Annotated in this window: 23 protein-coding genes, 1 tRNA gene and 1 pseudogene; 16 read left to right on the top strand and 9 right to left on the bottom strand. The window is 67.9% G+C overall.

What is annotated here, in order from left to right:
• From ACVCL9_RS15525 to ACVCL9_RS15545, 5 genes are all read left to right on the top strand, one after another.
• Nucleotides 1–879 (top strand): energy transducer TonB, encoded by an 879-nt coding sequence (locus ACVCL9_RS15525; RefSeq protein WP_447097446.1) that lies wholly within the window; start codon nt 1–3, stop codon nt 877–879.
• A 120-nt stretch (nt 880–999) separates the two neighbouring features.
• On the top strand, nt 1000–1785 hold the full coding sequence (locus ACVCL9_RS15530; protein ID WP_447097445.1) for a DUF2884 family protein: 786 nt from the start codon (nt 1000–1002) through the stop codon (nt 1783–1785).
• Nucleotides 1786–1864: 79 nt separating this feature from the next.
• Entirely contained in the window at nt 1865–2440 is a 576-nt protein-coding gene (locus ACVCL9_RS15535; RefSeq protein WP_447097444.1) for a DUF924 family protein, read from the top strand.
• 46 nt (nt 2441–2486) lie between these two features.
• The gene (locus tag ACVCL9_RS15540; protein ID WP_395121112.1) at nt 2487–2789 is read left to right on the top strand and encodes a hypothetical protein; all 303 of its coding nucleotides are present in this window, start codon (nt 2487–2489) and stop codon (nt 2787–2789) included.
• 75 nt (nt 2790–2864) lie between these two features.
• Entirely contained in the window at nt 2865–3707 is an 843-nt protein-coding gene (locus tag ACVCL9_RS15545) for a mechanosensitive ion channel family protein (protein ID WP_395121114.1), read from the top strand.
• Between the two features lie 9 nt (nt 3708–3716).
• Here ACVCL9_RS15545 and ACVCL9_RS15550 read toward each other — a convergent pair whose 3' ends face one another.
• Both ACVCL9_RS15550 and ACVCL9_RS15555 read right to left on the bottom strand, forming a co-directional pair.
• Nucleotides 3717–7301, bottom strand: a complete 3585-nt coding sequence (locus ACVCL9_RS15550) for an ABC transporter permease/M1 family aminopeptidase (RefSeq protein ID WP_447097443.1) — start codon at nt 7299–7301, stop codon at nt 3717–3719.
• A gap of 23 nt (nt 7302–7324) precedes the next feature.
• On the bottom strand, nt 7325–8209 hold the full coding sequence (locus ACVCL9_RS15555; protein WP_395121118.1) for an ABC transporter ATP-binding protein: 885 nt from the start codon (nt 8207–8209) through the stop codon (nt 7325–7327).
• 232 nt (nt 8210–8441) lie between these two features.
• Between ACVCL9_RS15555 and aceF the strand changes: the two genes are divergently transcribed.
• Nucleotides 8442–9791 carry a dihydrolipoyllysine-residue acetyltransferase gene (gene aceF / locus ACVCL9_RS15560; protein ID WP_447097442.1) on the top strand — a complete coding sequence of 450 codons (1350 nt, stop codon included), beginning with the start codon at nt 8442–8444 and terminating at the stop codon, nt 9789–9791.
• Here the strand turns inward: aceF and ACVCL9_RS15565 are convergent.
• Entirely contained in the window at nt 9758–9946 is a 189-nt protein-coding gene (locus tag ACVCL9_RS15565; protein WP_447099605.1) for a hypothetical protein, read from the bottom strand. The genes aceF and ACVCL9_RS15565 overlap by 34 nt on opposite strands.
• On the opposite strand from ACVCL9_RS15565, the pseudogene lpdA reads away from it, so the two are divergent.
• Both lpdA and dapB read left to right on the top strand, forming a co-directional pair.
• Nucleotides 9864–11704, top strand: a pseudogene (gene lpdA, locus ACVCL9_RS15570) (dihydrolipoyl dehydrogenase). The gene ACVCL9_RS15565 and the pseudogene lpdA sit on opposite strands and share 83 nt — an antisense overlap.
• A 103-nt stretch (nt 11705–11807) precedes the next feature.
• On the top strand, nt 11808–12608 hold the full coding sequence (dapB, locus tag ACVCL9_RS15575; RefSeq protein WP_447097440.1) for a 4-hydroxy-tetrahydrodipicolinate reductase: 801 nt from the start codon (nt 11808–11810) through the stop codon (nt 12606–12608).
• 96 nt (nt 12609–12704) lie between these two features.
• Here dapB and ACVCL9_RS15580 read toward each other — a convergent pair whose 3' ends face one another.
• Together ACVCL9_RS15580 and ACVCL9_RS15585 are read right to left on the bottom strand one after the other, a co-directional pair.
• A complete protein-coding gene (locus tag ACVCL9_RS15580; RefSeq protein ID WP_447097439.1) occupies nt 12705–13169 on the bottom strand; it encodes a hypothetical protein in 465 nt (154 codons plus the stop codon).
• Complete coding sequence (locus ACVCL9_RS15585; protein WP_395121126.1) at nt 13166–13747, bottom strand: RNA polymerase sigma factor; 582 nt, start codon at nt 13745–13747, stop codon at nt 13166–13168. The genes ACVCL9_RS15580 and ACVCL9_RS15585 overlap by 4 nt, the downstream gene beginning before the upstream one ends.
• Before the next feature lie 115 nt (nt 13748–13862).
• Here ACVCL9_RS15585 and ACVCL9_RS15590 point away from each other — a divergent pair, with 115 nt between their 5' ends.
• From ACVCL9_RS15590 to ACVCL9_RS15605, 4 genes are all read left to right on the top strand, one after another.
• Entirely contained in the window at nt 13863–14189 is a 327-nt protein-coding gene (locus ACVCL9_RS15590; protein WP_395121128.1) for a hypothetical protein, read from the top strand.
• Between the two features lie 57 nt (nt 14190–14246).
• Nucleotides 14247–14873 (top strand): trimeric intracellular cation channel family protein, encoded by a 627-nt coding sequence (locus tag ACVCL9_RS15595; protein ID WP_447097438.1) that lies wholly within the window; start codon nt 14247–14249, stop codon nt 14871–14873.
• A 119-nt stretch (nt 14874–14992) separates the two neighbouring features.
• Nucleotides 14993–15943: an ABC transporter ATP-binding protein gene (locus tag ACVCL9_RS15600; protein ID WP_395121131.1), complete on the top strand. Its 951-nt coding sequence runs from the start codon at nt 14993–14995 to the stop codon at nt 15941–15943.
• The gene (locus ACVCL9_RS15605) at nt 15940–17256 is read left to right on the top strand and encodes an ABC transporter permease (protein ID WP_447097437.1); all 1317 of its coding nucleotides are present in this window, start codon (nt 15940–15942) and stop codon (nt 17254–17256) included. The genes ACVCL9_RS15600 and ACVCL9_RS15605 overlap by 4 nt, the downstream gene beginning before the upstream one ends.
• Nucleotides 17257–17263: 7 nt before the next feature.
• Here the strand turns inward: ACVCL9_RS15605 and coq7 are convergent, their stop codons facing one another.
• Complete coding sequence (coq7, locus tag ACVCL9_RS15610) at nt 17264–17905, bottom strand: 2-polyprenyl-3-methyl-6-methoxy-1,4-benzoquinone monooxygenase (protein WP_447097436.1); 642 nt, start codon at nt 17903–17905, stop codon at nt 17264–17266.
• A 194-nt stretch (nt 17906–18099) separates the two neighbouring features.
• On the opposite strand from coq7, the gene rplM reads away from it, so the two are divergent.
• The 4 genes from rplM (at nt 18100) to ACVCL9_RS15630 (ending at nt 21106) form a co-directional block, all read left to right on the top strand.
• Entirely contained in the window at nt 18100–18528 is a 429-nt protein-coding gene (rplM, locus tag ACVCL9_RS15615) for a 50S ribosomal protein L13 (RefSeq protein ID WP_136258848.1), read from the top strand.
• 10 nt (nt 18529–18538) lie between these two features.
• On the top strand, nt 18539–18931 hold the full coding sequence (gene rpsI / locus ACVCL9_RS15620; RefSeq protein WP_136258847.1) for a 30S ribosomal protein S9: 393 nt from the start codon (nt 18539–18541) through the stop codon (nt 18929–18931).
• A gap of 13 nt (nt 18932–18944) precedes the next feature.
• Nucleotides 18945–19019, top strand: a tRNA-Gln gene (locus ACVCL9_RS15625).
• Nucleotides 19020–19183: 164 nt separating this feature from the next.
• A complete protein-coding gene (locus tag ACVCL9_RS15630; protein WP_395121135.1) occupies nt 19184–21106 on the top strand; it encodes a chloride channel protein in 1923 nt (640 codons plus the stop codon).
• 68 nt (nt 21107–21174) lie between these two features.
• Here ACVCL9_RS15630 and rpiA read toward each other — a convergent pair whose 3' ends face one another.
• The 3 genes from rpiA to ACVCL9_RS15645 form a co-directional block, all read right to left on the bottom strand.
• Nucleotides 21175–21816 (bottom strand): ribose-5-phosphate isomerase RpiA, encoded by a 642-nt coding sequence (gene rpiA, locus ACVCL9_RS15635; protein ID WP_447097435.1) that lies wholly within the window; start codon nt 21814–21816, stop codon nt 21175–21177.
• Between the two features lie 130 nt (nt 21817–21946).
• Nucleotides 21947–22399: an EVE domain-containing protein gene (locus ACVCL9_RS15640; protein WP_395121139.1), complete on the bottom strand. Its 453-nt coding sequence runs from the start codon at nt 22397–22399 to the stop codon at nt 21947–21949.
• On the bottom strand, nt 22396–23028 hold the full coding sequence (locus ACVCL9_RS15645; protein WP_447097434.1) for a 5-formyltetrahydrofolate cyclo-ligase: 633 nt from the start codon (nt 23026–23028) through the stop codon (nt 22396–22398). Before ACVCL9_RS15645 ends, ACVCL9_RS15640 begins: the two co-directional genes overlap by 4 nt.
• Nucleotides 23029–23047: the final 19 nt, after the last annotated feature.

A 23047-nucleotide genomic window follows, 5' to 3' on the forward strand; every position in this document is an offset into this window, starting at 1 on the left:
ATGAAGCGCTGCATGCTTGTCTTGTGCTGCATGATGTTGGCTGGCGTGGCCATTGCGAACGGGCGCGACGACCTGCGCGACCGCGTTCAGGCGAGCATGCTGGTCACCGGCACGATCGAAGTCGCGCCGGACGGCAGTGTCGTGACATACACGGTCGATCACCCGGACAAGCTGCCACCGGTGGTGAAGGACTTGCTTGCCAGGGCCGTCCCGGCGTGGAGGTTCGAACCGGTGACGCGTGACGGCAAGGCGGTCGGAGCCAAGGCGCCGATGGGGCTGCGCGTCGTGGCGAAGCCGGTGGGTCATGGCGGCTACGCCCTTGCCGTGGCCAGCAGCTGGTTCGGGCATTTGAACGACGAAGGCAGGCACGAGGCCGCGGCGGACGACTTCACGTACAAGCATCGGTTGTCGGTCGCGTACCCTTCCGATGCGGCGAGCGCCGGCGTATCCGGCACGGTGTATGCGCTGCTGAAAGTGGGCCGCGACGGCAAGGTCATCGACGCGGCGGCGGAGCAGGTGAATCTCCGCATTCGTGCCAGCGAGAGGGACATGGCGACATGGCGGAAAAAGCTGGCGGATGCTGCCTTGCGTGCCCTGCGACGCTACACATTCCATGTCCCCACGACGGGCCCGGATGCCGCCGAACCTTATTGGCTGGCCCGCGTCCCCGTGGATTTCGCCCTCCATGGATTCCATGCGCCGAAAGTTGCGCGGAAAGCGGATTACGGCCAATGGCAGCCCTACGTCCCGGGCCCGCTGCAGGAGCCGGACTGGGCCGACAAGCGCCGTCTCGCGGGGAGCCCGGATGCCACGCCCGAGGATGGGTCGCTGCTCGCCGACATGTCATTGCACCTGCTTGCACCGCTCGGTGGCAGCTGACCCGTTCCGCGGCGTGCGAGGCGTGCTGGCGAAGGCGCCTGAGCGGCGCGGTATTCCGTTCAGCACGGGTTGGCGGGTAGCTCGGTATCCATGCAGGTTGTCGTTTAAGGAAGATTGCCGATGCGCGTCCTGTTTTCAGCAGTGATCGCTGCCGCCGTGCTGGCGGCGATGCCCGTGCAGGCGCAGGACCTGGCGGCGACCTGCCACGCCAGCAGCAGCTATGACGTGACCCTGCAGCCGCAAGGCGTGCTGTTCGACCGCTCCACGCCGGCGCCGACGCGGGTGGAGCTGCACGACGGCAGCCTGCGCACGGATGGCGTGGCGGTGGTGTTGACGCCGCCGCAGCAGGATCGGCTCAGCGTGTTCCAGCGCGACCTGCAGGCGCTGGCGCCGCGGGTCCGCCAGGTGGCGCAGAACGGCGTGGACATGGCGGCGCAGGCGTTGCGCGAGGAAGTGGCCGGGCTGGGCTTGGCGGCGGCGACCCGGGTCGAGTTCGACCGCCGGCTGGCCGCGCACGCGAGCGAACTGAAGCAGCGCATCGCGCGCAGCCAGAGCACGCACGACTGGCAAGGCGACCTGATTCAGCAGTATGCCAATCAGGTCAGCGCCGACCTGATGCCGCTGGTCGCCGGCGATCTCGGCCAGCAGGCGATCGACGCGGCGCTGGCCGGCGACCTGCAGAGCGCGGCAGACCTGCGCGATCGCGCCGGTTCATTGGTCACCACCTTGCAGCCGCGCCTGCAGCAACGCATGCAGGCGCTGCGTCCGCAGATCGAGGCGCTGTGTCCGTCGATCCAGCGCCTGGCGCGGTTGCAGCAAGGCTTGCAAGACGCGCACGGCCAACCGTTGAACCTGCTGCATGTGGACGCGACCTCCGGCGCATCGGCGGCGGCGCCGGCGGATTGAATCGCCGCGCCGGCTTGCCCGTCGCGTGTCGCCACGTGAAGATGGACGCCCTTCATCGCAGGCTTCGGGCGAGGTGCGCATGGCCGTGCAACCGCGGGACGTTCTTGATTTCTGGTTCGACCCGGCGCATGCCGCGCACTGGTTTGCGAAGGATGCCGCGTTCGACGAGCAGATCCGTCGACGCTTTGCCGTAGCGGCCGACGACGCCGCGCAGGGGCGCCTCGATGCGTGGGCCAGCAACCCCGCTGACTGGCTGGCGCTGCTGATCCTGCTCGACCAGCTTCCGCGCAATCTCCATCGCGGCGATGCGCAGGCCTGGGCGGCCGACGTCAAGGCGCAGCGCATTGCCTTGTCGGGTCTGGCCGGCGGTTTCGATCAGGCACTGCCGCCGCTGCAGCGGGTGTTCGCCTACCTGCCGCTGGAGCACGCCGAGGACATGGGCTTGCAGCAGCGCGCGGTGACCTTGTTCGAGGCGCTGCACGCGCAGGCGCCCGTTGCGGGGCGTGCCCGCTTTGCCGAATTCCTGGACTATGCTCGGCGCCATCGCGAGGTGATCGCGCGCTTCGGCCGCTTTCCGCATCGCAATGCCGTGCTGGGCCGCGACAGCACGGCCGCGGAACGGGAGTATCTGGCGCAACCGGGCGCAGGCTTCTGACCGATCTGCGCGAGCACACCCCCCATCACCGACCAGGGAGCAGGTCATGCGCAAGATTCTCATCGTTGTCCTCGGGTTCGCCCTCGGCACGGCCGCGCAGGCGTCCAGCACCTTGCGCGTCGGCAGCCAGGTGCTGGTGGCTGGCGACAGCCAGGAGCGGGTGGTCGAGCTGCTGGGCAAGCCCTCCTCGAAAGTGCATCCGCATCGCGCGCGACACTCGCGCCGGCGCGTGCAAGTGCTGGAGCGCACCGACGGCGGCGAGCGCTGGCGCTATCGGCGCGAGGGTCACATCACCGTGGTCACGATCGTGGATGGCCGCGTGGTCGACATCGACGACCGCAAACTCTGACGCGACGAGTCGCAAGCGTTTCCCTGATGGCCGATTTGCTAGGCTGTCGCGGCCTTGTCGCAACGAGTCGATGTCATGCACGATTTTCTGGAGCAACTGCTGGGCAGCACGCTTTCCGAGGGCGTCATTCAGGCCGGGCTGAACCTGCTGGTGGCACTGGTGATCCTGCTGGTCGGGATCTGGCTGGCGGCGCGGCTGGCCAATTTCAGCCAGCGCGCGCTGCAGCGCGCCGCGGTCGACGTCACGCTGGCCGGTTTCCTGCGCAACCTGATCTACGGCGTGCTGGTGGCGGTGCTGATCGTGATGGCGCTGACCAAGGCCGGCGTGCCCTCGGCACCGCTGGTGGCGGCGCTCGGCGCCGGCGGGCTGGCGATCGGCCTGGCCCTGCAGGGCTCGCTGAGCAACCTCGCGTGGGGCGTGCTGCTGGTGGTGTTCCGGCCGTTCCGCGTCGGTGACTACGTCAGTGCCGGTGGCACCGAAGGCACGGTGCAGAGCATCAACCTGATGCATACCCTTGTTCTGTTGCCGGACAACCGCGAGGCCACCTTGCCGAACGCGAAGATCGGCAGCGACGTCATCGTCAATTTCAACCGGCGCGGCACGCGGCGTTTCGAACTCAAGCTCGGCATCGGCCATCGCGACGATACGGACCAGGTGATGGCAGGGATCGTGCGCCTGCTCGAAGCGGACGCGCGCGTCCTGAAGGACCCCGCGCCGGGCGTGTGGATCGACAGCCTGGCCGGCCAGACGGTGAACCTGGTGGTGCGCGGCTGGACCTCGAGCGCCGACGGCTGGAACACGCAAACCGACCTGCTGCGTGCGATCAAGCGGCAGATCGACGCCGGCCAGATCAGCATCCCGACCGCGCCGCTGGATGTCCGGCTGATGGGCGATGCGGCGGCGTCCGCGCGGGACTGAGCGCGGACGCTACTGCAGCGTCACCGCACGCCGGTTGTCACTGGAGACCTTGTCGATCAGCTTGTTGTACGGGTCGATGCCGGCCACCGCGGGCTTGCTGTCGACGGTGACGGTGACGGTGCTGTCGCCGTCACCGATCATCCGTTTCTCCAGGTACAGCGGCTTGCCTTCGATGCCGGCGCCTGCGGGCGCGGCGAACACGCCGACCTCGATCGGGAAGTCGATCTTCCCGCGGGTTTCCTTGCCCTTGCCGTCGACGTGGATCTTGCCGGCGTGCAGCTTCATGGTCACCTCGTACTTGCCGTCGGGCAGTTTCTTCGCGGTGGCGTCGGTCATGCGGTTGTCGAACAGGGTGATCTTCCAGAAGAAGTCGTCCAGCATCGGCTGCCACGTCGGGCCGAGGTACTTGCCCAGCGCGTCGACGAAGATCTTCGAGGTCACGTAGGGCGGCTGCTGGAAGCCGTAGTCGACGAGGAACTGCTTGAGGAAGGCGTCGAGCCTGTCCTCACCCACGTAGTCCTGCAGCGCGTAGAAGATCAGCGAGCCCTTGCGGTAGTGGATGTAGGGCTGGTTCTCCACCTTGGCCAGCGGCTCCTCGGCCACCTTCTCCGTGGCGCGTCCGGTGAGGTACATGTCCAGCTCGTACTTGAGGAACTTGCGCATGTGGTCGGCGCCGTACTTGTGCTTGAGCACCATCAGCGAGCTGTACTGCGACAGCGATTCGCTGAGCATGGTCGAGCCCTGCATGTCGGCGCCGATCACCCGGTGCGCCCACCACTGGTGCGCGATCTCGTGCGCGGTGACGTCATAGACGTAGTCGATGCGGCTCTTGTCGCGCAGGTCGGCGATGAATCCGATGGATTCGGAGAACGGAATGGTGTTGGCGAAACTCTGCGCGAACGCCATGTAGCCCGGGAACTCCAGGATGCGCAGCTGCTTGAACTGGTACGGCGTGTAGTGGCTGTCGTAGTAGGCAAGCGAATCGCGCGCGCTCTCCAGCATGCGGTCCACGTTGAAGGCATGCGCGGGGTCGTGATAAACCGACACCTTCACCCCGCCGACCTCTTCGCTCTTCACGGCATAGCGCGCGGAAAGATAGGCGAAAAAGTTCAGCATCGGCTGCTGCATCACGTAATGGAAGTAGCGGCGATCGCCCTGCACCCACTCCTTCTGCAGCGTGCCCGGCGCCAGCGCGATCTGGTCGGCGGCCGTCGACACCGTGGTGTCGAAGCTGATCCAGTCGGCGTCGTGGCTGATGTAGGTGTTGGCGCGCGCGGCCTGGTCGCCCAGCGGCGGCATGCGCGGCACGTCGAGCCTGAGGCCGTACTTCCTGCGGTCATTGCGGTCGGTGAGCTGGAACCGACTCTGGTAGCCGAACTGGGGCAGCATCTGGTTGTTGAAGAAGGTGCCGTTGTGCACCAGGAAGGTTTCGCCCGAGTCGTTGGTGAAGCCCCTGGGTGCGTAGTCGAGGGTGAAGTCGAAGGACATCGACGCGCCAGGCGCCAGCGGCGTCCTGAGCCGGTAGATGGTCACGTTGAGGCGCTTGTCCTGCTTCACCGTGTCGTGCGGCGCGAAGTCCAGCCTCGTGGGCGCGAAGCCGTCGGCATGGTTCACGAACAGCTCGGTCACCGGCACCGCGAGCTTGTTGGTGAGGGTGTAGTGCCCGCGGATGAGCAGCTTGCGCCGGTAGGGGTAGATGTCCACGTCGGCCTTGACTGCCGTGATGCGCGGCTGCGGCATCGTGGCGTATTCCGCATAGCGCTTTTCGTAGTCGGCCTGTTCGCGTTTCTGCTCCGTGCTGCTGGTGTAGGTGTTGAGCACGTGGGTGTTGTAGTAGATGAAGCCGCCCAGCCCGGCGAAGCCGAGCAGCGACAACGTCAGCACCGCGGCCAGCGCCGGGTTCGCCCGCGCGCGCGCCTCGCGCAGGCGGCCGCGCCAGCCGGCACCGGTGCCGCGTACCCACAGCAGCGCGGCGAGCACCAGCAGCGCCAGCGCCAGGCAGCCCCAGTACGCGTTGAACCACAGCGCGCCGACGATGAAATGGCCGAAGCCGTTCATGTCCGAGTACGGCACGCTGGGCGCGCTGCCGTAGTTGTAGAGGTTGTCTTCCCAATGCAGCAGGCTGAAAGCCAGTGAGCTGACCAGCCACAGGATGCTGAGCAGATACGCGGCGAACTTGTGGTTGCAGACCACCTGCAGGAACAGCGCCAGCGCCGCCACCAGCACGAACGGGATCGCGTACAACCCCAGCATGCGCAGATACAGCCACGGTTCGATATGCGTGTAGCCGTGGGCGAGTTGCCAGCCCATGCCGACCAAGGCGCCGGCAAGAAGCATCAAGACGATCACCGCGAGCAGCGCGCCGAGCTTCGCCAGCATCGCCACCCAGTCGGGCGCGGGGAAGGCGTCGCTCACTCCGGCCATGCCGTGCGTGCGTTCGCGCCACACCAGTTCGCCGGCGTAGAAGATCACCACGATCATCAGCGACAGGCTGAAACTGCCGTTGATGGTGGCGAGCACCTGGTGGGTGACCGGCCATACCGGCGTGCCGTAGACCAGGCCGGCCGTCGACAGCGAGACGAACATCACCGCCAGCGCCAGCAGCAGCAACACCAGGAACGCGGCGCCGCGCAGCACGCCCAGCGTGTCGAACACGAACTGTGCACGCAGCTGCGCCAGTCGTGCGCGACGGTCGTTGCCGATGGAAACTTTCGGCAACGCGAGCGCGCTGCTGCCGGCCTGCGGGCGCAGCATCGGCGGCTCCGCGCGTTTCTTGCGCCGCGGCAGCTTCAGGCCTTCGCGGTCGGTGCGGAACAGCGCGAACGCGGCCACCAGCAGCAGCGCCGACACCGCCAGCCATAGCAGGCGGTTGAACAGCAGCACGCCATCCAGCGCGGGCAGCAGGTGGTTGGTCTGCTCGGCCGTCCAGTAGCGGGTGACCAGGCCAACGGTGCGCCCGCCGAAGGGATCGAGCATCGCCGCGAGCCAGCGGTTGTCGAGGTCGCGGCTGAGTGCGCCGACGATGCCTTGCAGCACGAAGTAGGCGATCACGCCGATGTAGCTGGCCAGCAGCGAGCGCGTGACCGTGGCCAGCAGGAACAGCAACGCGGCGATGAACAGCAGATTGGGCAGCACCAGCACGCCGAAGCCCCAGGCGTAGCCGCGCCAGTCGGGCGCGCCCATGCGCGCGGCGTCCACCCACGGCATCGCGCCGCCCAGCGCAATGGCCAGCGCGCAGGCGGCGAGGATCGCCACCAGCACCAGGTAGCCGGCCAGGAAGCGCCCGCCGAGGAAGGCCTTGCGGCTCATCGGCGTGGCGAACAGCAGCTCCGCCGTGTTCTGCTCGAAATCGCGCGTGGCGGCGGCGGCGATGAACACCACCACCAGCAGGATGCTGAACACCGTCATCACGTCGAGCAGGCGCGCGATCACCAGTGGCGCGTTGCGCGTCACGTTGCCGGTGGCGCCGGCCACCACGATGGCATCGGTGCTGGCCAGTGCGAAGGCGATGCCCACGGCGGCGGCGAGGATGACCCAGAACAGCGGCGCCCTGAGCTGCTGGCGCCATTCGAAGCGGAGGATTTCGAGCAACATGGCTTCCTTCCCGATGGGCGACGTCAGGCGGCGCGCGCGGTGGCCTGCGCGCGCAGGCGGCCGAAGTAGACGTCTTCCAGGTCCGGCGCCACCGGTTCGAAGCCCGCTTCGGGCCGCTCGTCGGCGAGCACGTGCAGCAGGGTGCGCCCCGCGGCGAGGCGCGTGGAGAGGATGTTCATGCGCGCGCGGTAGCCGTCCAGCTCGGCCTTGTCGATGCTGCGCCGCCAGACCCTGCCCTCCAGCGCACGGATCGCCTCGTACGGTTCGCCGGTCAGCAGCACCTGGCCCTGGCCGATGATCGCCATGCGCGAACACAGGTCGGTGACGTCCTCCACGATGTGGGTGGACAGGATCACCACCATCCGCTCGCCCAGCTCGGCGAGCAGGTTGAGGAAGCGGTTGCGTTCTTCCGGATCGAGGCCCGCGGTGGGCTCGTCGACGATGATCAGGCGCGGTTCGCCGATCAGCGCCTGGGCAATGCCGAAGCGCTGGCGCATGCCGCCGGAGTAGGTGCCGAGCTTGCGCTTGCGCACGTCCCACAGGTTGACCTGGCGCAGCAGGGCCTCGACCAGCTCGCGCCGCTCGCCCTTCACGGTGACGCCCTTGAGCACGGCGAAGTGCTCCAGCATGGCCTCGGCCGAGACTTTCGGATACACGCCGAACTCCTGCGGCAGATAGCCGAGCAGGCGGCGGGTGGCCTGCTTGTCGGCGAGCAGGTCCATGCCGTCCAGCGTGATGGTGCCTTCGTCCGGGTCCTGCAGCGTGGCGATGGTGCGCATCAGCGAGGACTTGCCCGCGCCGTTGGGACCGAGCAGGCCGAACATGCCGGCCGGGATGTCCAGCGATACGCCGCGCAGCGCCCGGACGCCATTGGCGTAGGTCTTGGAAAGGTCACGCAGGATCAGCATCGAGAAGGTTCCTGTGCCGCGTGCTGCGGCTTGTCATGGCATCAGGGTAGGGCACGAACGCGAACGCCGCGCCCGCTCAAGGTAATGCATACGCCTGCGAATGGAAGGTGCCGTTGGTATGGCCCGGCATGGCGCCGCCCGGGCGCACCGCGCGCGCCTTGGTTATGATTGACGTCTTGACTGGCGCCGCGCCATCCCCGAGCGCCGCACCAAAAGCCTTGCAGGAGTCATCATGGCCGACCTCAAAGAAGCCCTCGTCCCCGACATCGGCCACGACGGCGTGCCCGTCATCGAAGTACTGGTCAAGGCCGGCGACAGGGTCGAGAAGGACCAGAGCCTGGTCACGCTTGAATCGGACAAGGCCACGATGGAAGTGCCCGCGCCGTTCGCCGGCACCATCAAGGAGATGAAGCTCAAGGTGGGCGACGAGGTTTCCGAGGGCGCGGTGATCGCCCTCATCGAAGCCGACGGCGCAGCCGCCGAAGCGCCTGCCGCCAAGCCCGCCGCCGCAGCGCCGGTGCCGGCGCCGCCCGCGCCTGCCCCGGCCCCCGCCGAACCGAAGCCCGCCCCCGTCGCCGCCCCGGCCGCCCAGCCGGGCCACGCGCCCGAAGGCGACGTGTCGCCGCAGGCGCGCCCGCCGATGGATGCCAGCATCGTGATGCCCGGCGACGCGCCGTATGCCAGTCCCGCCGTGCGCGCCTTCGCGCGCGAGCTGGGCGTGGACATCCGCCAGGTCAAGGGCAGCGGCCGTGGTGGGCGCATCCAGCGCGACGATGTCAGCGGCTATGTCAAGCATGCGCTGGCCTCCGGTGCGCGGCCGTCGGGCGGGGCCAGCGCTGCGGTCGGCGGCCTCAGCCTGCTGCCGTGGCCGAAGGTCGACTTCGCCAAGTTCGGCGCGATCGAGGAGAAGCCGCTGTCGCGCATCCAGAAGATCTCCGGCGCGAACCTGGCGCGCAACTGGGCGATGATCCCGCACGTCACCCAGCACGAGGACGCCGACATCACCGAGATGGAGGCGTTCCGCAAGCAGCTCGGCGCCGAGAACAAGGACCTCAAGATCAGCCCGCTGGTGTTCCAGATCAAGGCGGTGGTGGCCGCGCTGAAGCAGTTCCCGCAGTTCAACGCCTCGCTCGACGAGTCGGGCGAGAAGCTGATCCTGAAGAAGTACTTCCACATCGGCATCGCGGTGGACACGCCCGACGGCCTGGTGGTGCCGGTGATCCGCGACTGCGACAAGAAGGGCCTGCTCGACCTGGCGCGCGACCTGGCCGAAATCTCGAAGAAGGCGCGCGACAAGAAGCTCGGCCCGGCCGAGATGTCCGGCGGCTGCTTCTCGATCAGCTCGCTCGGCGGCATCGGCGGCACCTACTTCACGCCGATCGTCAACGCGCCGGAAGTCGCCATCCTCGGCGTCTCCAAGTCGGTGACCAAGCCGGTGTGGAACGGCAAGGAATTCGCGCCGCGGCTGATCCTGCCGCTGTCGCTGTCGTACGACCATCGGGTGATCGACGGCGCGCTCGCCGCGCGCTTCGCCAGCTTCCTCGCCAATCAGCTCGGCGACATCCGCCGGCTGCTGCTCTGACGGGGGGCGATGACCATGGCGAACACGATCGAGATCAAGGTTCCCGACATCGGCGGCCACGACAGCGTGCCGGTGATCGAAGTGCTGGTGAAAGTCGGCGACACGGTGGCGACGGAACAGAGCCTGATCACGCTGGAGTCGGACAAGGCGACCATGGAGATTCCTTCCAGCGCCGCCGGCGTGATCAGGGAGCTGAAGCTCAAGGTGGGCGACGAGGTTTCCGAGGGTGCGGTGATCGCCGTATTGGAAACCGACGGTGCAGCCGTCTCGCCGTCCCCCTCTCCCGCTTCGGGAGACGACCGCAAGGATGCGGGAGGTAGAGCAATGCAAGGAGCAATTGCCGAGGGCAGGGGTGAGGGTGCGGGGTCGCCGGGCAGCTCCAACGAAGAAGCGACCAAGAGCAGCCAGCCTCCTGCGAGCTCCCCCCCTCACTTCAATCTTCTCTCCAGGGGAGAGAGGAAGCGAAGGCGCCGCAGGCGGCAGCGGCATCGTCCAAGCCCGCCGACATCCAGTGTCAGCTGGTCGTGCTCGGCTCCGGCCCCGGCGGCTATTCGGCCGCGTTCCGCGCCGCCGACCTTGGCGTCGACACCGTGCTGGTGGAGCGCTATGGCACGCTCGGCGGCGTCTGCCTCAACGTGGGCTGCATCCCGTCCAAGGCGCTGCTGCATGCCGCCGCGGTGATCGACGAGGCCGCGGCGATGGCCGCGCACGGCGTCGCATTCGGCGCACCGAAGATCGACCTGGACAAGCTGCGCAGCTTCAAGGGCAAGGTGGTCGGCCAGCTCACCGGCGGCCTCGCCGCGATGGCGAAGCAGCGCAAGGTGCGCACGCTCGTGGGCACCGGCATGTTCGTGTCGCCGCACGAGATGGAAGTCCAGACGGCCGAAGGCACGAAGCTGATCCGCTTCGAGCATGCGATCATCGCCGCCGGCTCGCAGTCGGTGAAGCTCCCGGCGTTCCCGTGGGACGACGAGCGCGTGGTGGATTCCACCGGCGCGCTGGAACTCAAGGACGTGCCGAAGAACCTGCTGGTCGTCGGCGGCGGCATCATCGGGCTGGAAATGGCCACGGTGTACTCGGCACTGGGCAGCGCGGTGACCGTGGTCGAGTTCATGGACCAGCTGATCCCCGGCGCCGACGCCGACCTGATCCGGCCGCTGGCCAAGCGCCTGGCCGGCCGGCTCAAGGGCGTGCACCTGAAGACCAAGGTGGTCAGCGCGAAAGCCACGAAGAAAGGCATCGAGGTCGGCTACGAAGGCGACAGCATTCCCGAAACCACGCTGTTCGACCGCGTGCTGGTCGCGGTGGGCCGCTCGCCGAACGGCAACAAGATCGGTGCGGACAAGGCCGGCGTGGCGGTGAGCGAGCGCGGCTTCATCAACGTCGACACGCAGATGCGCACCAATGTGCCGCACATCTACGCCATCGGCGACCTGGTCGGCCAGCCGATGCTGGCGCACAAGGCCACCCACGAGGCGCACGTCGCGGCGCAGGCCGTGGCCGGGCAGAAGAGCCACTTCGACGCGCGGGTGATCCCGTCGGTCGCCTACACCGACCCGGAAATCGCCTGGGTCGGCGTGACCGAGCGCGAGGCGAAGGAGAAGGGCCTGAAGGTCGGCGTCGGCAAGTTCCCGTGGGGCGCCTCGGGCCGTGCCATCGGCATCGACCGCACCGAGGGTTTCACCAAGCTGATCTTCGACGAAGACACCCACCGCATCGTCGGCGCCGGCATCGTCGGCGTGCACGCCGGCGACCTGATTTCCGAGCTGGCGCTGGCGATCGAGATGGGTGCCGAGGCGGCCGACATCGCGCTCACCATCCATCCGCATCCCACCCTGGGCGAGTCGGTCGGCATGGCGGCGGAAGTCTACGAAGGCACCATCACCGACCTGTACCTGCCGAAGAAGAAGTAGGCAGGGCGGTGGCGGAAAGCGGAAGCCCGGGGTGATCCGGGTTTTTCCGCGGGCAGATCCGAAGGTAGCGCGAGCGCTGGGCGCTCAAGGCAGCGAGGCCGCCATGTCATTGAAGGTATGCGTCGCCGGCGCCACGGGATGGGCCGGCTCCGAACTCGCCCGTGGCATCGCCGCGGCCGGGGACCTGGCACTGCTGAGCGCGGTGTCGCGTCGCCATGCCGGGCAGCTGCTCGGTGACGTGCTGGGCGAACCGCGGCTGGCGGCGCCGGTGTTCGCCACGACCACCGAGGCACTGGCGCAACCCTGCGACGTGTTCGTCGAGTACACCCATCCGGACAGCGCCAAGGCGAACATCCTCGCTGCGCTGGAGCAGGGCGCGCACGTGGTGGTGGGCACCTCGGGCCTCACCGACGCGGATTACGCGCAGATTGACGCGCTGGCGCGCGAGCGGCGGCGCGGCGTGCTGGCCTGCGGCAACTTCGCGCTGACCGCGGTGCTGCTGATCAAGTTCGCCGAGATGGCGGCCAAGCTGATCCCGCAGTGGGAACTCATCGACTACGCCGGCGCCGGCAAGCCGGACGCGCCCAGCGGCACCGTGCGCGAGCTGGCCACGCGCATGGGCAAGGTGCGCCAGCCGCAGCTGGAGGTGCCGCTGGAGCGGACGGTCGGCCTGCGCGAGACGCGTGGCGGCACGCTGGCCGGCAGCCAGGTGCACGCGTTGCGCCTGCCCGGTTTCGTGCTCGGCGCCGAGGCGATCTTCGGCCTGCCGGACCAGACCCTGACGATCCGCCACAACGCCGGCGGCAGCGCCAAGCCCTACGTGGACGGCGCGCTGCTGGCGATTCGCAAGGCGCCCGGCCTGCTCGGCCTGCACCGCGGGCTGGACGCCGTGCTGGATCTGTAGGAGCCCGCTGGCGGGCGATGCTTTTACGTCACGCGACGAAGAGCATCGCCCGCCAGCAGGCTCCTGCAAGCCGGGTGGAAGGGCATCGTGGCCGGCTCAGTTTGGCCGCTTCCCTATCTGCCGCTGCCATAGTCCCAGCAGCCACGACGCGCCGAGGCAGCCGCCCAGCGCCAGCAGCCAGTGCGTGGCCGGGGCGTGCGGGGCCGGCAGCAGCGCCGCGAACGAGGGCAGCCAGGTGCCGCCGTAGATCGCCACCACCGCGCCCGCGGCCACGGCCAGGGCAATCGCCAGCGCCAGCGCCAGCAGGGATTCGACCGAGCGACCGGCGGGACCGGCCGCGACCCGCGCAGCCAGCTGTCGCGCGAAATCCGCCGGCAGCGCGTCCGGCAACGGTTCGCGCAGGGTGCGCGCGAGCAGGCGGTAGCGTCGGCTGCGCGCATCGTCGCCGGTGGAGTCGAGCTGCAGGCGCTCGCGCCGCATGGCGTTTTCCTGCGCCAGCCATTCGCGCTCCTGCGCGGCGTCGTCGAAGGGCGGGATGTGGTCGTCGATGTGCTGGATCATGCTGCAACTCCGGTCCGTGTTTCGAGCGCACCGCGCAGGCGCAGGCGCGAGCGGAACAGGTGGCTCTTGATGGTGCCGTTGGCCAGTCCTGTCATCCGGGCGATCTCCGGAATGGTGGCCTCTTCGAGGTAGTACAGGGTCAGCAGCGTGCGCTGCAGGGGCGGCAACTGCTCGATCGCGGCGTGCAGGTGCCGCGCCGTTTCCTCATCCGCGCAGGCCGCCTCCAGGTCGAAGCCGTCGCCGATGTTTTCCACCAGCGCGTAGTCGTCGCTGTCGTCGCTGGGCTCGACCAGCGCAATGCGCTTGTGCTGCAGGTGGCGCAGCGCGATGGTGTACGCGACGCGGCCGATCCAGGATTTCAGCGCGCTCTCGCCGCGGTACTGGTGCAGGCACTGGTGCACGCGCAGGAAGGTGTCCTGGCACAGCTCGCGCGCGTCCTCCGGGTTGCGCACCATGCGCTGGATGATGTGCCAGCACAGTCCCTGGTGTTCGCGCACGAGACGTTCGAACGCGCCCGGCCGGTTGGCCAGCACGGCGTCGACCAGCTCGCGGTCGGGGCTGCTGCGGATGTCATCCATGGGCAATGGATACGTGCCGGCGGGAAACGGTTGCGGCGATCTTGCTGCAACCGTTCGGTGAAAGCCCGTATCCAAGGTCACGAAGGTCCACCATCCGCCGCCGAGGAGTCACCCCATGAATTTCGAAGCCCTGATCCCGATCAGCCTGTTTGTCTGCATTGCCTATGCCATCAAGGTCGTGGTCGACGCGCGGGTGCGCCAGCGCATGGTCGCCGCCGGTGGTTCGGCGGACCTGGTCGACTCGGTGCTGCGCGACGAGGAGCTGCGCCGGCGCCATTCCTCGCTGCGCTGGGGCATCGTGCTGGTCGCGCTGGCGCTCGGCTTCGGCCTGATCCAGTGGTTCGGCTGGCAGGACGTCACCCCCGGCATGGTCGCCGTGCTGGCCGGCGCCACCGGCCTGGGCAACCTGGCGTTCTTCGCGATCTCGCGCAAGCTCGCCTGAAGCTGGTTCAATGGCGGGCATCGCCGCGCTGTCGGCATGCCCGCATGAGCCGGTCGCGTGAACGAACAACTGCTGTTCAACCTGGTGGACCTGGCCGGCACGTTCGCGTTCGCGATCAGCGGCGCGACCGCGGCCAGGCGCGGCAACCTCGATCTGTTCGGCATCCTGGCAATCGCCTTCATTACCGCGTGCGGCGGCGGCATCGCGCGCGACCTGTGCATCGGCGCGATCCCGCCGGCCGGCCTGTCGGACTGGCGCTACCTGTTCACCGCCGTGGTCGCCGCGCTGCTGACCATCGTGGCCTATCCGTGGGTGGAGCGGCTGACCTATCCGGTGCGGCTGTTCGATGCGATGGGGCTGGGCCTGTTCGCGGTGTATGGCGCGCACAAGGCGCTGGCGTACGGCAACAACGCCGAGGTCGCGATCCTGCTCGGCATCGTCACCGCGGTCGGCGGCGGCATGGCGCGCGACGTGCTGCTGACCCGCGTCTCGATCGTGCTGCAGCGGGAGATCTACGCTTCGGCGGCACTGATCGGCGCCGCACTGACGGTGCTTGGCGAACATCTCCACTGGCCGGCGGTGTGGGCGACCTGGCTGCCGATCCTGGTGTGCTTCGGCCTGCGCTTCCTGTCGCTGCACCTGCACTGGAACCTGCCGCGCTTCGGACGCAGCAAGCCGCACTGACGTGCCGCTCTTCCTCCCGTGCGCGGCACGCACTGCCATTGGTCACCTTTGCCCGGTTGGCATCGCATGCTAGTTTTCCGGATTCGGGCGGGGAGCCCGTCATTCCAGGGAACTGCTACATGACTGCAGCGAGCGTGCGCATCGAGTCCGTCACCAAGCGTTTTTCCGGGCACACGGCGGTGAATCGCCTGTCCATGGAAATCCCCGGCGGCGGCATCTTCGGGCTGCTTGGCCCCAACGGCGCCGGCAAGTCCACCACGATCCGCCTGATCATGGGCATCCTGGAGCCGGACGAAGGCAGGATCGTGCTGTTCGACTCGCCGCACAACAGCCGCGCGCTGTCCCAGCGCATCGGCTACCTGCCGGAAGAGCGCGGGCTGTACAAGAAGATGAAGGTGCTCGACCACCTGATCTTCCTGGGCGAGACCAAGGGCATCGGCCGCGCCGACGCGCGCAAGCGCGCGCAGGCCTGGCTGGAGCGGCTCGGCGTCAGCGACTGGGCGCAGAAGAAGGTCGAGGACCTGTCCAAGGGCATGCAGCAGAAGGTGCAGTTCGCCGGCGCGCTGCTGCACGAGCCCGAACTGGTGATCCTCGACGAACCGTTCTCCGGCCTCGACCCGGTCAATGCGCAGGTGATGAAGGACATCGTGGTGGCGATCGCCGCCGAAGGCCGCACCGTGCTGTTCTCCACCCACGTGATGGAGCAGGCCGAGCGCATGTGCGACCGCATCGCGATCATCGCGCGCGGCGAGATGGTGGTGAACGGCACGGTGGCGCAGGTCAAGGAGGATTTCGGCGGGCGCCACGTGGCGCTGGGCTTCACCCACGACAAGGCGCGCGCCGCGAACATCCTGGCCGATCGCGCGCTGATCGCCCGCGTCGACGATTATGGTGCCTCCGCCGAGCTGCAGATGGCCGATGGCGCCGACCCCGAACAACTGCTCGCGGCGCTGGTGCGCGAAGGCGTCGGCCTGCGCCGGTTCGAGGTGGTCGAACCGTCGCTGCATGCCATTTTCATCGCCAAGGTCGGCGCCGAAGCCGCCACCGCCCACGCCGGAGTCGCCGCATGAAGAAGATCATTGCCGTTGTCCGCCGCGAGTTCGTCGAACGCGTGCGCACCAAGGCGTTCGTGATTTCCACCGTGCTGCTGCCGGTGTTCATGGTGGCGATGGTGCTGTTGCCCGCGCTGATGATGAGCGGCGGCGACCGCACCAGCCGGGTGGCCGTGGTGGATGCCTCCACCACGAATCTCGGCCAGCGCGTCAGCCAGGCACTCGAGGCGGAAAAGATCGGCAAGGGAGCCGACGCCAAGTCGCGCTACACCGTGCAGGTGTTTCCGGCTACCGGCGATGATCTTGCCAAGGTGCGCGACGGGCTGATCGCCGAGACCGGTTTTTCCAGCAGCAAGAAGAAGGATGGCTGGAACGGCGTGCTGGTGCTCACCGATGAGACGCTGGCCACCGGCAAGCTTGCCTACTACGGCGGCAATGTCGGTTCGCTGGAAGCCATGAGCAAGTTGCAGCGCGTGGTGTCGAGTGCGCTGACCGGCGTGCGCCTGGCCAAGTCCGGCGTGGATACGGCCCTGCTCAAGGAGGCGATGAAGCCGGCCGACATGGACACCACCAAGGTCACCGACGGCAAGCAGACCGGCCAGAGCGGCACCGAGTCGTACCTGATCGCGTACTTCATGGGCTTCATCCTGTACATCGCGATCCTGATCTACGGCCAGCAGACGATGACCTCGGTGATCGAGGAAAAGACCTCGCGCATCATGGAGGTGCTGACCTCGTCGCTGACCCCGTTCCAGATGCTGCTGGGCAAGGTGCTCGGCGTGGGCCTGGCGGGGCTGGCGCAGATGGGGATCTGGGGCGGCACCGCGCTGGTGCTCAGCAGCCAGCGGTTGCCGCTGGCCGGCATGTTCGGCATGAGCGCCGATGCGGCGCAGAGCTTCCCGATCCCGAGCATGCCGCCGGGGTTGCTGGTGGTGTTCCTGCTGTATTTCGCGCTGGGTTTCATGCTCTACGGCGCGCTGTACGCGGCGATCGGCGCGATGTGCAACACGATCCAGGAGACCCAGCAGTACGCGATCTTCGTCACCGTGTTCATCATCGTGGGCTTCTTCGCGGTGTTCGCCCTGATCAAGGACCCGACCGGTCCGCTTGGCGTGACGATGTCCTACGTCCCGTTCTTCGCGCCGTTCACGATGCCCGTGCGCTGGTCGCTGACCTCGGTGCCGCCCATGGAACTGGTGTTGTCGCTGACGCTGATGGTGCTCGCCCTGCTGGCCTGCGTGTGGCTGGCCGCGCGGATCTACCGCACCGGTATCCTGATGTACGGCAAGAAGCCGTCGTGGGGCGAACTGTGGCGCTGGATCAGGGCGTGAGCGTCGCCTACACGCGGTAGGCGACGGTCTTCATCAGCATCGAGCTCACGTGCATCAACTGCGGCAGCGGAAATGGCAGCTCGATGCCGCCGCGCTGCTGCGCGGCTTCGGCGTGGCGGATCTCGTCGGCCTGCATGGTGGTCAGCACCGCGCGCGAGCGCGCATCCTGCGGTGGCAGCTTTTCCAGGTGTTCGGCCAGGTGGGTTTCCACCTGGCGTTCGGTTTCCACCACGAAACCGAGGCTGAGCGGGTCGCCGGCCAGTGCGGCGGCGGCACCGATGGCATAGCTGCCGGCGTACCACAGGGGATTGAGCAGGCTGGGGCGGCTGTGCAGTTGCTGCAGGCGTTCGGCGCACCAGGCCAGGTGGTCGGTCTCCTCGCTCGCGGCGTGCAGCAGGTGTTCGCGGTTGTCGGCGTCGCGGGCCAGCGCGGCCTGGCCCACGTAGAGCGCCTGGGCGCAGACCTCGCCGGTGTGGTTGACCCGCATCAGGCCGGCGGCGTGGCGGCGCTCGGTCTCGTCCAGGTCCGACTCGGCGATGCCGGCGGCGGGCGAGGGGCGTGTGGCGGGCGGCGTGCCCGCGATCGCTTCCAGGGCGCGTTCGCCGGCCATCAGCAGGCGATCGAGGCGGCTCAGGTGACGGATGCTCATGGTCTTCCAGGCGGCGGGCAGGGGCGGGACTTCTCAAGCCCGCCGACGTTCATGCTATCATTGCCGACTCACAGCTCGCCGGCCGGTGGGCTTGCGCCCTGGATGACAGCTCCGCTATCATCTTGCGCCTTTGTTCCACCGAAGCATGCTTCCCATCATGGGTACCGCCTCCCGGCGGTCGACAGGTATTTGAAATGAAAACGTTCAGCGCCAATGCCGACAACGTCAAGCGCGACTGGTTCGTGGTCGATGCCACGGACAAGACGCTCGGTCGCCTGTCGACCGAGATCGCCCGTCGTCTGCGCGGCAAGCACAAGCCGGAATACACCCCGCATTGCGACACCGGCGATTATATCGTCGTGGTCAATGCCCAGAAGGTGCATGTCACCGGCGCCAAGCTGGACGACAAGATGTACCACCGCTTCACCGGCTACGTCGGCAACCTGAAGACCATGAGCCTGAAGGACCTGCTGGCGACCCACCCGGAGCGCGTGATCGAGATCGCCGTCAAGGGCATGCTGCCGAAGAACCCGCTGGGCCGCGAGATGTACCGCAAGCTCAAGGTGTACGGCGGCGCCGAACATCCGCATACCGCACAGCAGCCGCAGGCGCTGGAGATCTAAGGAAATGAGCATGACGACCCAGCAGAATTACGGCACTGGCCGCCGCAAGACCTCCGCCGCCCGCGTGTTCCTGCGCAAGGGCAGCGGCGCCATCGAAGTCAACGGCAAGTCGCTCGAGCAGTTCTTCGGTCGCGAGACCTCCTGCATGATCGTGCGCCAGCCGTTGGAACTGACCGAGAGCACCGGCAAGTTCGACATCAAGGTGACGGTCGCCGGTGGCGGCATCACCGGCCAGGCCGGCGCGATCCGCCTGGGCATCGCCCGCGCGCTGGTCGAGTACGACGAAAGCCTGAAGTCGCCGCTGCGCAAGGCCGGTTTCGTGACCCGCGACGCCCGCGAGGTCGAGCGCAAGAAGATCGGCCTGCACAAGGCCCGTCGTGCGACCCAGTTCTCCAAGCGCTAAACTGAAGCTCTACAGCCCCGTCGCCAAGCGGTAAGGCACCTGACTCTGACTCAGGCATTCGGTGGTTCGAATCCATCCGGGGCTGCCAAATCCGATCGAAAGCCCGCCTTCCGGCGGGCTTTTTCGTTGGCGCGGCCGGTTGTGGCAGCGATACGCAAATTCGCAGAAAATTACGTGATCTGGCGCGGCCTTACCCTTTTTTTCTGCATTGCAGCAGCGTAAAATTCCCGCTTTCCACGCTGTGAAACCTCGATGACGCCAGCCACTGACGATCCTGTCGGGCACGCCGACGTGCGCACGGTCGGCAGCACCGACGCGCTACCGATCGCCCCCGCCCTGGGGCTGTCGCTGGATGCGGCGCGGATGCCGCGCAAGTCCACCCTGGTCAACCACCGCATCCTGCTGATCAGCGTGCTGGCGGTGATCCTGGGCGTGGCCTCGGCCTACGTGGCGCAGCTGCTGATGCTGCTGATCAACCTCATCACCGACCTGTGCTACTACGGCCGCATCTCCGACGTGATCGGGCCGAACGCGAGGCCAGGTTCGTTCGTGTTGTCGCCGGCCGGCACTGCCATCGGCGCCTGGGTGATCCTGATGCCGGCCATCGGCGGCCTGACTGCCGGCATCATGGCGCGCTGGGGCTCGCGCGCGATCCAGGGTCACGGCATCCCCGAGGCAATGGAGCAGATCCTCACCAACGAATCGAACATCCCCGCGCGGATGACCTGGCTCAAGCCGGTGTCCTCCGCCTTCGCCATCGGCACCGGCGGTCCGTTCGGTGCCGAGGGCCCGATCATCTCCACCGGCGGCGCGCTGGGTTCGCTGATCGGGCAGTTGCTGCGCGTCACCGCCAACGAGCGCAAGGTGCTGCTGGCAGCCGGCGCGGCGGCGGGCATGGCGGCGGTGTTCGGTGCGCCGGTGGCCTCGCTGGTGCTGGCCGTGGAGCTGCTGCTGTTCGAATTGCGCCCGCGTTCGCTGATCCCGGTGGCGCTGGCCACGGTGACCGCGGTGGGCGTGCGCTACGCCAGCTACGGCGCGGCGCCGGTGTTCCCGATGCCCGACGTGCCCGAGCCCGGCAGCCTGGCGCTGGCCGGTTTCGTGCTGATCGGCGGGCTGGTCGGCTACGCCTCGATCTGGGTGACCCGCGCGGTGTACGGCGTCGAGGACCTGTTCGAGAAACTGCCGATCCATTGGATGTGGTGGCCCGTCATCGGAGCACTGGTCGCCGGTTTCGTGGGCTGGATCGACCCGCGCACCCTGGGCGTGGGCTACGACAACATCGACGCCCTGGTGCAGGGGCATTTCGGCCTTGCCGTGCTGCTCAGCTTCGGCGCGCTGAAATTCATCTCCTGGGTGATCTCGCTGGGCAGCGGCACCTCCGGCGGCACGCTGGCGCCGCTGTTCATGATCGGCGGTTCGCTCGGCGCGGCGCTGGCCATCGGCTTCAACTACGCGCTGCCGGCATTCCACATCGACCTGCGCATCGCGGCGCTGGTGGGCATGGCGGCGATCTTCGCCGGCTCCTCGCGCGCACTGCTCACCGCCGTGGTGTTCGCCTTCGAGACCACGCGCCAGCCGGCGGCGCTGTTGCCGCTGCTGGGCGGCTGCACGGCGGCCTACCTGATCTCGGCGCTGATCATGCGCAACACCATCATGACCGAGAAGATCGCCCGCCGCGGCGTGCGCGTGCCCTCGGAATACGCCGCCGACTACCTGGAGCAGGTCAGCGTGGGCACGGCCTGTTCGCGCGACGTGGCCACGCTCAAGACCACCCAGGCGCTGGCCGAGGTACGTCGCTGGCTGAACGACGAGGCGCCGCACTCGCATCACCAGGGTTTCCCCGTGGTGGACGAGCGCGGCCGCGTGCAGGGCGTGCTGACCCGGCGCAGCCTGCTCGATCCGCAGTGGCATTACACGCTGACCCTGGGTGAGCTGATCACGCGCCCGCCGGTCGCGGTGAACGAGAACCACTCGCTGCGCGAAGCGGCCGACCACATGGTGGCCGAAAGCGTAGGCCGCGTGGTGGTGGTGAGCAAGGACGACCCGCACAAGCTGGTCGGCATCCTCACCCGCGGCGACATCCTGGCCGCGCACGGCAAGCGGCTGCGCGAGGCGCGCTACGCCGGACGCCACATCAAGCTCGGCAAGTCGAACAAGCCAAGCCCCGCCGCGTAGGGCAGGCACGGCCCGCCGCCCTCCCGCGAGCACCGACGACAGCGGCGCGCCGCGAGCGCCGCTCCGACTTACATCTCGCGATCGCCGACCAGCACCACGTCGGCCGGCCGGCGTGCGAACAGGCCGACGGTGACGATGCCCGGGAGCTGGTTCAGCTTCTCCTCCAGTCCTACCGGGTCGGTGATCTGCCAGCCGTGTACGTCGATGATCCAGTTGCCGTTGTCGGTGACCACGCCATCGCGCCATACCGGATTGCCGCCCAGCTTGACGATCTCGCGGCCGATCAGGCTGCGCGCCATCGGGATCACCTCGATCGGCACCGGGAACTTGCCGAGCAGCTCGACCTGCTTGCTGGAATCGATGATGCAGACGAACTTGTCGCTGGCCGCGGCGACGATCTTCTCGCGCGTGAGCGCCGCGCCGCCGCCCTTGATCAGCCGCTTGTGCCCGTCGCACTCGTCGGCGCCGTCGATGTAGATCGACAGCGGGCCGGTCGCGTTGAGGTCGAGCACCGGGATGCCGAGCTTCTTCAACTGCGCGGTGGATTGCTCCGAGCTGGACACCGCACCCTGGATGCGATCCTTCAGGTCGGCCAGCGCGTCGATGAAGAACGCCACGGTGGAACCGGTGCCCACGCCGACGATGGCGCCATCCTCGACATAGCGGATCGCGGCTTCGCCGGCCTGGCGTTTTTCGTTGGCGTTGCTCATGGGGGTGCGGTCCCGAAGAAAACCGCATTATGGCGGTCAGCAGTCCGCGCGGCGAGCACGGCTCTTGCGGCTCCCGATTCAGAGGGCGGGCAATGCCACCCTGCGAGCGGAGCCCGGTGGATGCGGGTCATCACTCGAGAGCGAGGATGTACTCCCAGTGCGCCGCCTCCACCGGCATCACCGACAGCCGGTTGCCCTTGCGCAGCAGGGCCATGCCCTCCAGCGCGGGATCGCCCTTGAGCTCGTCCAGGCTGATCGTGCGCTTGAGCTTCTTCACGAACTTCACGTCGACCAGCATCCAGCGCGGGTTGTCGCGCGAGCTGCCGGCGTCGAAGTACTTGCTCTTGGGATCGAACTGGCTGGGATCGGGGTAGGCGTCAGTGGCCACTTCGGCGATGCCGACAATGCCCGGTACGGCGCAGTTGGAGTGGTAGAAGAACACCTTGTCGCCGGGACGCATGCCGTCGCGCATGAAGTTGCGCGCCTGGTAGTTGCGCACGCCGTCCCAGGGTTCGCGCTTCTTGCGTTTCAGGTCATCGATCGAGAAGGCGTCCGGTTCGGACTTCATCAGCCAGTGGTTCATGCGGCGTGCTCCGGCGAGTCAGGATGGTCGGGACCGGTGCGGTTGCAGTCGATCAGTTCGCGTTCGGTGGCGACGAAATCCAGCGGCACGTCCCAGTCCTGCTCGTCGATCTCGGGCAGTTCCTGGAACGCATAGGCGATGCCGACCAGCAGTGGTTCGGTGGGGCGCACCTGTTCATTGAGGAAGGCGAAGCCGCGGTCGTAGTAGCCGCCGCCGTGGCCGAGCCGGTTGCCGCGGCGGTCGAAGCCGAGCAACGGGACCAGCACCAGGTCGAGCTGGAACGGTTCGAACAGTTCGCCCGGCTGCGCCGGTTCGGGAATGCCGTAGCGGTTGGCCTCCACCGCGTCGCCGGGCTTCCAGGCGGCAAAGCGCAGCTGCCGGCCCGGGCCGGTCACCGGCAACAGAAACTGCTGCCCGCGCGAGGCCAGCGGCGGGATCACCAGGTTCAGCGGCAGCTCGCCGTGGCTGGCCCAGTAGCCGGCGACCCGCTGGTCGGTGAAGTATTCCGGAAGTTGTTCCAGGCTGCGGCGCAGACCCTGCGCGGCCGTGATGCGTTCGGTGGGGGGCAGCGCGCGGCGCTGCTGGGCCAGGCGCTGGCGAAGCTCGCGGCGTTGGGCGGGGGCGTCCACGTGTCGCTCGGCTCCGTCA

The sequence above is a fragment of the Rhodanobacter sp. UC4438_H5 genome (assembly GCF_052978405.1).

Bases quoted from the DNA above. Each gene is read 5' to 3' on its own strand.
- ACVCL9_RS15525 (WP_447097446.1), top strand. From the start codon at position 1: ATGAAGCGCTGCATGCTTGTCTTGTGCTGCATGATGTTGGCTGGCGTG.
- ACVCL9_RS15530 (WP_447097445.1), top strand. From the start codon at position 1,000: ATGCGCGTCCTGTTTTCAGCAGTGATCGCTGCCGCCGTGCTGGCGGCG.
- ACVCL9_RS15535 (WP_447097444.1), top strand. From the start codon at position 1,865: ATGGCCGTGCAACCGCGGGACGTTCTTGATTTCTGGTTCGACCCGGCG.
- ACVCL9_RS15540 (WP_395121112.1), top strand. From the start codon at position 2,487: ATGCGCAAGATTCTCATCGTTGTCCTCGGGTTCGCCCTCGGCACGGCC.
- ACVCL9_RS15545 (WP_395121114.1), top strand. From the start codon at position 2,865: ATGCACGATTTTCTGGAGCAACTGCTGGGCAGCACGCTTTCCGAGGGC.
- ACVCL9_RS15550 (WP_447097443.1), bottom strand. From the start codon at position 7,301: ATGTTGCTCGAAATCCTCCGCTTCGAATGGCGCCAGCAGCTCAGGGCG.
- ACVCL9_RS15555 (WP_395121118.1), bottom strand. From the start codon at position 8,209: ATGCTGATCCTGCGTGACCTTTCCAAGACCTACGCCAATGGCGTCCGG.
- aceF (WP_447097442.1), top strand. From the start codon at position 8,442: ATGGCCGACCTCAAAGAAGCCCTCGTCCCCGACATCGGCCACGACGGC.
- ACVCL9_RS15565 (WP_447099605.1), bottom strand. From the start codon at position 9,946: ATGGTCGCCTTGTCCGACTCCAGCGTGATCAGGCTCTGTTCCGTCGCC.
- dapB (WP_447097440.1), top strand. From the start codon at position 11,808: ATGTCATTGAAGGTATGCGTCGCCGGCGCCACGGGATGGGCCGGCTCC.
- ACVCL9_RS15580 (WP_447097439.1), bottom strand. From the start codon at position 13,169: ATGATCCAGCACATCGACGACCACATCCCGCCCTTCGACGACGCCGCG.
- ACVCL9_RS15585 (WP_395121126.1), bottom strand. From the start codon at position 13,747: ATGGATGACATCCGCAGCAGCCCCGACCGCGAGCTGGTCGACGCCGTG.
- ACVCL9_RS15590 (WP_395121128.1), top strand. From the start codon at position 13,863: ATGAATTTCGAAGCCCTGATCCCGATCAGCCTGTTTGTCTGCATTGCC.
- ACVCL9_RS15600 (WP_395121131.1), top strand. From the start codon at position 14,993: ATGACTGCAGCGAGCGTGCGCATCGAGTCCGTCACCAAGCGTTTTTCC.
- ACVCL9_RS15605 (WP_447097437.1), top strand. From the start codon at position 15,940: ATGAAGAAGATCATTGCCGTTGTCCGCCGCGAGTTCGTCGAACGCGTG.
- coq7 (WP_447097436.1), bottom strand. From the start codon at position 17,905: ATGAGCATCCGTCACCTGAGCCGCCTCGATCGCCTGCTGATGGCCGGC.
- rplM (WP_136258848.1), top strand. From the start codon at position 18,100: ATGAAAACGTTCAGCGCCAATGCCGACAACGTCAAGCGCGACTGGTTC.
- rpsI (WP_136258847.1), top strand. From the start codon at position 18,539: ATGACGACCCAGCAGAATTACGGCACTGGCCGCCGCAAGACCTCCGCC.
- ACVCL9_RS15630 (WP_395121135.1), top strand. From the start codon at position 19,184: ATGACGCCAGCCACTGACGATCCTGTCGGGCACGCCGACGTGCGCACG.
- rpiA (WP_447097435.1), bottom strand. From the start codon at position 21,816: ATGAGCAACGCCAACGAAAAACGCCAGGCCGGCGAAGCCGCGATCCGC.
- ACVCL9_RS15640 (WP_395121139.1), bottom strand. From the start codon at position 22,399: ATGAACCACTGGCTGATGAAGTCCGAACCGGACGCCTTCTCGATCGAT.